The sequence below is a fragment of the Burkholderia sp. 4M9327F10 genome (assembly GCF_005503145.1).
In the GTDB taxonomy this organism is placed as follows: domain Bacteria; phylum Pseudomonadota; class Gammaproteobacteria; order Burkholderiales; family Burkholderiaceae; genus Paraburkholderia.
On the sequence record NZ_SCNV01000066.1, the window covers coordinates 36,814 to 43,255 of the forward strand.

At 64.3% G+C, this 6,442-nt stretch carries 7 protein-coding genes; 3 read left to right on the forward strand and 4 right to left on the reverse strand.

Translation table 11 applies throughout. The features are described from left to right. Positions 1-321 precede the first annotated feature (321 nt). Positions 322-1,431 (forward strand): CHASE domain-containing protein, encoded by a 1,110-nt coding sequence (locus tag FFS45_RS35390; RefSeq protein WP_137959277.1) that lies wholly within the window; start codon positions 322-324, stop codon positions 1,429-1,431. 73 nt (positions 1,432-1,504) lie between these two features. Here FFS45_RS35390 and FFS45_RS35395 read toward each other — a convergent pair whose 3' ends face one another. After that, positions 1,505-2,494: a zinc-dependent alcohol dehydrogenase family protein gene (locus FFS45_RS35395; RefSeq protein ID WP_137959278.1), complete on the reverse strand. Its 990-nt coding sequence runs from the start codon at positions 2,492-2,494 to the stop codon at positions 1,505-1,507. Between the two features lie 101 nt (positions 2,495-2,595). On the opposite strand from FFS45_RS35395, the gene FFS45_RS35400 reads away from it, so the two are divergent. Continuing rightward, on the forward strand, positions 2,596-3,483 hold the full coding sequence (locus FFS45_RS35400; protein ID WP_171029841.1) for a LysR family transcriptional regulator: 888 nt from the start codon (positions 2,596-2,598) through the stop codon (positions 3,481-3,483). Positions 3,484-3,536: 53 nt separating this feature from the next. On the opposite strand, the gene FFS45_RS35405 is transcribed toward FFS45_RS35400, so the two are convergent. The 3 genes from FFS45_RS35405 to FFS45_RS35415 form a co-directional block, all read right to left on the reverse strand. Further along, a complete protein-coding gene (locus tag FFS45_RS35405; protein WP_137959279.1) occupies positions 3,537-4,262 on the reverse strand; it encodes an amino acid ABC transporter permease in 726 nt (241 codons plus the stop codon). A gap of 2 nt (positions 4,263-4,264) precedes the next feature. Continuing rightward, on the reverse strand, positions 4,265-4,990 hold the full coding sequence (locus FFS45_RS35410; protein ID WP_137959280.1) for an amino acid ABC transporter permease: 726 nt from the start codon (positions 4,988-4,990) through the stop codon (positions 4,265-4,267). Between the two features lie 80 nt (positions 4,991-5,070). Next, positions 5,071-5,883, reverse strand: a complete 813-nt coding sequence (locus FFS45_RS35415) for an ABC transporter substrate-binding protein (RefSeq protein ID WP_137959281.1) — start codon at positions 5,881-5,883, stop codon at positions 5,071-5,073. A gap of 275 nt (positions 5,884-6,158) precedes the next feature. Here FFS45_RS35415 and FFS45_RS35420 point away from each other — a divergent pair, with 275 nt between their 5' ends. After that, positions 6,159-6,380 (forward strand): hypothetical protein, encoded by a 222-nt coding sequence (locus FFS45_RS35420; protein WP_137959282.1) that lies wholly within the window; start codon positions 6,159-6,161, stop codon positions 6,378-6,380. The last annotated feature ends 62 nt before the right edge of the window (positions 6,381-6,442 follow it).

Sequence of the window (6,442 nt, forward strand, 5' to 3'; positions counted from 1 at the left end):
ATGGAAGGTGAGGACGGCACTGCGTTCAGATCCGGCTGCCCTATTACTCTATACGACAACGCCGCCAGCGTGCCGCGAGGTCTGTGCAACTTCATGGGAACCTCGCGGGAACTTCGCTGCAACGTCAGGGCCGCGGGCCACGATTCGCGGCCTCCGTATCGAACGGGACTGGCATGATCCATGCGCTCCGCGCACAATGCGTAGTGGCTACAATGACCGAATCGACGCAGCCACGGCGGCCCTTGGGCGAGCTGTCCTTCAACCCGCATGACACCGGTGCTTTCGGGGGTGGTGTATGCGTAAAAAAATATCGAGCGGCGCATGAACGAACCCAGCGGTGCGCCTCACAACAAGAGTTCGACCCTGCGTATGCGTATTACCGCCTTGATCCGTCTGCCGGCATTCGCTGCGGCCTGCACCTTTGCTGTTGTGCTCACCACGGTGCTCGGCACGTGGTGGCTGGTGCGCGAACAATCGCTGCAGACGGCGCGCGGCCAGTTCGAGCAGCGCGCCGCTCATATCACCAACGATCTGCAAGAGGAACTGGCGACCTGCGAGTACGTGCTGCGCAGCGCGAGCGGCTTGCTGGCGGTGTCGCCGACGCTCACGCCGGAGGCCTGGCGCCAGTACGTGACGCGGCTCGATATGGACGACACCTTGTCCATCGTGCGTGCGCTCGGCTATGCCACGTTGGGGCGAGGCGCGGCGGCGGTCTCTGCCGAGGACAGGCCGTTTGCGACCGTCCAGCTGATGACGCCAGCGCGAGCCGAAGCGCCCGCCACCGGCTACGATCTGGGCCGCGACCCCACGCGGCGCGCGGCCTTGCTGCGCGCGCTGGACAGCGGCGAGCTGACACTCGACGCGCTGGCGGCGCCGACGAACGCGACACCCGAGCCGCCCCACACCCATCTTGAACTGTATCTGCCGGTGCACGGTCATGGGGCGCCGGGGGCTGCTGCGGAGGTGCGCGTTCCCGTTGCGGGTTCGGAGACTGCCGCCGCCTCTGCGGCGTCTGCTGCGGCAGCAGGCGCTGCTGCCTCCTCGGCTACGACAGGCGCGGCAGCCGACGCACATCCTGACTTCGATGGCATGCTGGTCGCTGTCGTCGATCCCCGACGACTGTTTGAGCGCGGCATGTCCAATCAGTCCGGTATCGATCTGCAGGTGCTGGCCGGCTCGCCGGCCACTACGCTATACACCTCGACGCCCGGCGACACGGCGAGCGATGCAGCGCCGCTCGTGCGCAAGACCGACACGCTACGCTTTGGCGGCGAGGCGCTCACGCTGGTCTATACCACCAGTGAGCGCTACCTCGCCGCCGGCAACGACTACACAGCGATGACCGTGCTGGTTGCCGGGCTCGCCAGCGCGATGCTGCTGGCCGCTCTCGCGTGGTTGCTGGCGCGGGCGCGCAGCGGCGTCTCCGTCTGAGCGCTGCACGCAGATCGGACACGTCGATCAGGCCACTCAAGGTGTGCAGCGAGCGAACCCGCGCACGCCGTGCTCACACCGTAACGACAATCTTGCCGAACTGCTGGTTCGATTCCAGGTAGCGGTGCGCGTCGACAATCTGATCCAGCGTGAACGTCCTGTCGATCACCGGCTTGAGGGCGCCGCTCGCCAGGCCATCGAGAATGAAGCGCGTGGCGCGTTCGAGCCGCTGCGCGTCGCTCACGATCTGCTTGTACTGGTAGCCGTGCACCGTCAGCATCTTGCCCAGCACCGGAAACAGCGGGAACGGTGTCGCATCGACGTTGAGCGCGCCGTACACGAACAGGATGCCGTGCGGGGCCAGTGCGTCGGCGAGCTTGGGCAGCATCGCACCCACAACCGGATCGAACGCGACGCGCGCACCCTTGCCGCCGGTGATCTCGTGCACGCGAGCCGGCAGGTCCTCGTAATCGGTGGCAATCACATGGTCGGCGCCGAATTCAAGCAGCGCGTCCTGCTTGTCGCGCGAGCGGGTGGTGGCTATCGGGATCGCCCCCACGCTCTTCGCTATCTGGATCGCAGCCAGCCCGACGCTGCTCGACGCCGCGGTCACAATCACCGTGTCGCCTGCCCCAAGCTTCGCGATCTCGATCAACGCGCCCCATGCGGTGACGTATTGCATCCAGACCGCAGCCGCTTCGCTCCAGCCGAGCGAAGCCGGATGCTTCACCAGCGACGCCGCCGGCACAGTCGCCACTTCGCCGTAGGTGCCCCAGCGCGTGATCGAGAGCGGTGGAATCAGGCTGACCGCGTCGCCGACCTTCAGCCCCGTCACGCCGCTGCCGAGCGCGCTGACCACGCCCGCCGCTTCATAACCGAGACGGGCAGGAAATTCGCCCTCCTCGACGTATTGTCCTGAACGGAACATGGATTCGGCGCGGTTCAGACCCAGTGCTTTCACCTGCAGCGTGACTTCGCCAGCGCCGGGCGGCGCCACCTCGACTTCCTCGATTTTCAGTACTTCTGGGCCGCCATATCCATGGAAGCGCACGATTTTCGGCATCTTGGTTCTCCAACGTGTTGACGTGCAACCACTATAATTGCCGCCAAACAGCAGATAAATCGCGCTTCCACTCGTTCTCTTGAAACATCTGGTTTCTAATCATGGATCGCTTGACCAGCATGGCGGTTTTCGTGAAGGTGGCGGAAACCGGATCGTTTACGGCGGCGGCCGCCGCGCTCGGTGTCTCGTCGCAGATGGTCGGCAAGCACATCCGCTTTCTCGAGGCGCGCTACGGCATGCAGCTCATCAACCGCACCACGCGCCGCCAAAGCCTGACGGAAGCGGGCCACGCGTTTTTCGAAGGCAGCAAGGCGGTTTTGCTGGAAGCCGACGCGGCGGAAGCACTCGCCGCCAATCTGCTCGCGGCGCCGCGCGGCAAGCTCAAGGTGAATGCTCCGGTGAGCTTCGGCGCGCACAGTCTCACGCCGATCCTGCCGCGCTATCTTCAGCAATACCCCGAGGTGCAGCTCGATCTGACCTTGAGCGACCGGATCGTCGATCTGGTCGATGAAGGTTACGACGCCGTGATCCGCATCGCCCCGCTCGCGGATTCCGGGCTGATTGCGCGGCAACTGGCGCCGTACCGGCTCGTGACCTGCGCGGCGCCGGCTTACCTCGCCGAACGCGGCATTCCGACCCGGCCCGAGGATCTGGCGCACCACGAATGCCTTGGCTTTGCGTTTTCGACGCGCCCGCCGATACCCGAGTGGGAATTCGTCAGCGCACAAGGCGAGCATTCGGTGCGCGTGACCAGCCGGTTTTCGGTCAACAATGGCCAGGGCCTGCGCAGCGCGGCGCTGGCGGGCCTCGGCATCATTCAGCAACCGCGCGAAATGCTCAGTGACGATCTCGCCGCCGGCCGGCTAGTGCAGGTGCTGCCCGCTTACGAAGCGCCAGCGCGGCCGATGCATTTGCTGTTCGCGCGGGACCGCCGGCCCACGCCGAAGCTGCGCAGCTTCATTGACTTCGTGGTGGCGGCGTTCGGTTGAGAACGCGGTGGGTGGTGGAAAGCTGTGCTGCCCTGTCCCGCCGCGCCAGGCGGCTACTCTCCTGCCACCGGTTGCGCCGCGGCTCGCACGCGCGCCGGCGTGCTGCGGGCAGTGCGCGTGAGCCAGTAGGTCGCAATCCGGTCGAGCGCCGTGCACATGACCAGATACACGAAACCGACGAACAGGAAAATCTGGACGGGATAGACCATCAGGCGGTTATTCACCTGGGTGGCGACAAACGACAATTCGCCCACGCCGACGATATACGCGAGCGAGGTATCCTTCACCAGCGAGACCCACTGGTTCACGAACGACGGCGTCATGATGCGGATTGCCTGAGGCAGCAGCACATGACGCAAGGTTTGCATGCGTGTGAGACCCAGCGACAGTCCCGCCTGCCATTGACCCGCACCGACCGCCAGAATGCCCGCGTGGACCGAATGCGCGAGATACGCGCCGCCGATCAGCGAAAGCGCGCAGACCACTGCTGCAAGGCCCGGCACATTGACATGGAACACGACCGGCAGCAGAAAGAACGTCCAGAAGATCAGCATCAGCACCGGGATCGCGCGAAAGAAGCCGATCACGAGCAGCAAGGGCACACGCGTGATGCGGCCGGCCATTGCAAGCGCGATGCCGCCCGCCACGCCGAGCAGGGCCGAGGCAAGCGCCGACGTCACCGCCAGTACGAGCGTCAGGGCTGCCCCGCCGAGCGGCCCCTCAGGAAACGCGCCGACCAGCAGATACGGCAGGTTGTTGACGAACAGCGACCATTCCATCGTCAGCGCCTCGCCAGTGCCGGGTCACGCCGATGCGCGACGACGTGCGACACCGCCTCGATCAGCGCGACCGCAGCGATATACAAAACAGTGGCCACGCCGAACGCGGCGAAGGTCTGAAAGGTCTCCGTTTCCACCTGACGGGCCGCATACGACAATTCCGCGAGGCCGATCGCCATGGTCAGCGAGGAGTTCTTGACGAGGTTCATGTACTGCCCGAACAGCGGCGGCAGCGAGATCCGCACCGCCTGCGGCAGCACCACATAACGGAACGCCTGCCGTGGCGTGAGGCCAAGCGCGGCAGCGGCATGATGCTGGCCCTCCCGCACGCCGCGCAATCCGGCCTCGAACTCCTGGGCGATAAAGGCCGCCGTATAGCACGTGAGCCCGAGCCAGCCGGCCACGAATTCAAATGACGGCCAATGCAGCGAGAACCACGCCAACTGCACGCGGTGCGGTGCGTTGAGCCATTGCATCAGCGCATCCGGCAACAAGGTCGCCACGCCGAAATACCAGAACAGCAATTGCACCAGCAGCGGCGTGTTGCGAAACGCGACCACATACCCGCGCGCCACGTGGCGCAGCGCGCGCAGGCGAGCGTGACGGCACATTGCCAGTCCGAAGCCCGCCAGCGTTGCGGCAATGGCCGCGCAAAGTGCAAGGCCGAGCGTGACGCCAAAGCCTTGCCACAACCACATCAGATACTTCGGGGCGAGCCACACCTGCATTGTCTAACCTGCGGGAATTTCATCGAACTGCAAAACGCCGGCGGGCACGCGCCGGCGCAAGGCTATTTAGCCTGTCTGCCTCAGACCTTGTCGCCGATCTTGAAGATGCGCACGAGCGGCGTCTTCGTCTGCGGACCGAACCAGCGGTTATAGATCTGCGCGGCCGAGCCGTCGGCTTCAAGTCCCTTCAGCGTGGTGTTGACGAAGGCCGTCAGGCGCGTCTCGCCCTTCGGGATGCCGACGCCCATATAGTCGTTGGAGATGGTGAACGGCGGGATTTCGTAATTCTGCTTGTCCGGCACGTTGGCGAGCAGGCCGACCAGCTTCGGACCGTCCTGGGTGATCGCCTGAACGTTGCCCGCACGCAAGGCCGCAAATGCGAACGGCGTGTCGTCATACGCGACAATGGTGGCCTGCGGGAATTTTTCGCGCAGCGTGATCTCGTTGGTGGTGCCCTTGTCGGCGCCCACGCGCAGACTATTGATCTGGTCAGGCGACTTCAGCACGCCCTTCTTCGCAAGAAACTGCTGACCCGATGAAAAATAAGGAATACTAAAATCGACCTGCTTGGCGCGCTCGTCGGTGATGGTGAAATTGGCCAGCACCAGATCCACCTTGTTCGAGGTAAGGAACGGAATGCGGTTGGCCGGATTGGTGGGCTGCAGTTCGAGTTTCACGCCAAGCTTGTCGGCCAGCGCCTTCGCGTAGTCGACATCGAGGCCGACGATATGGTTGGTGGCAGGATCGACGAAGCCGAACGGCGGATTGCTGTCGAAGGTAGCGACGCGCAGCACGCCGGCTTTCTTGATGTCGTCGAGACGATCGGCGTGGGCGACGCCCGAGACCGTGAACATTAACCCCATCAACCATGCAGCGAGCGTTCTGGATTTCATTTTTATGGACCTTCTGGTACGAGTGTGTGTGGCAACCGGGCGGCTCGACCCGGCAATCTGGCAACTGAGTAAGCAAATAAGCGGCACCGTTCGAGCGATGCACGAACGCCACCATAGCAGCCGCGGCCCGCCGGCAGAACCAAGAAATGTTCCTGTAATAAGCGGCTTTTCTGCTAAGCAAGACAATGATTTGCAAAGACAGATTCGTCGTTTGCCGTGGCGCCGGACGCTGACTAGCATCGAGGCTCCGCAGTCAGATCTTGAGGAGTGTTGCCATGTCCGAGCGTGCCGCTTTCAAGCCACGGGTGATCGAACCGGTGGCCGTCAATCAACCCGATGGCCTTGGACTCGCGGTCGAGCTATGGCTGGCGCGGCCGGTCGACGGTATCGCCGGGCGCGCCGTGCAGATTCATTTGCGCGGCGATGCACGGATGGCACAGGCGGAGGCATTGCGCGACCTGCTGCATCAACTGGGCACGGATATCGTCGTGGCCTGACCTTGGCGCGGCGGCGCGCCTGCGCCGCCCGATTTTCACCGCATTCCCGCCCCCCTTACCCC

What these genes read in the sequence shown, in the direction of transcription:
- FFS45_RS35390 (WP_137959277.1), top strand. Translation starts at nt 322, where the DNA reads ATGAACGAACCCAGCGGTGCGCCTCACAACAAGAGTTCGACCCTGCGT.
- FFS45_RS35395 (WP_137959278.1), bottom strand. Translation starts at nt 2,494, where the DNA reads ATGCCGAAAATCGTGCGCTTCCATGGATATGGCGGCCCAGAAGTACTG.
- FFS45_RS35400 (WP_171029841.1), top strand. Translation starts at nt 2,596, where the DNA reads ATGGATCGCTTGACCAGCATGGCGGTTTTCGTGAAGGTGGCGGAAACC.
- FFS45_RS35405 (WP_137959279.1), bottom strand. Translation starts at nt 4,262, where the DNA reads ATGGAATGGTCGCTGTTCGTCAACAACCTGCCGTATCTGCTGGTCGGC.
- FFS45_RS35410 (WP_137959280.1), bottom strand. Translation starts at nt 4,990, where the DNA reads ATGCAGGTGTGGCTCGCCCCGAAGTATCTGATGTGGTTGTGGCAAGGC.
- FFS45_RS35415 (WP_137959281.1), bottom strand. Translation starts at nt 5,883, where the DNA reads ATGAAATCCAGAACGCTCGCTGCATGGTTGATGGGGTTAATGTTCACG.
- FFS45_RS35420 (WP_137959282.1), top strand. Translation starts at nt 6,159, where the DNA reads ATGTCCGAGCGTGCCGCTTTCAAGCCACGGGTGATCGAACCGGTGGCC.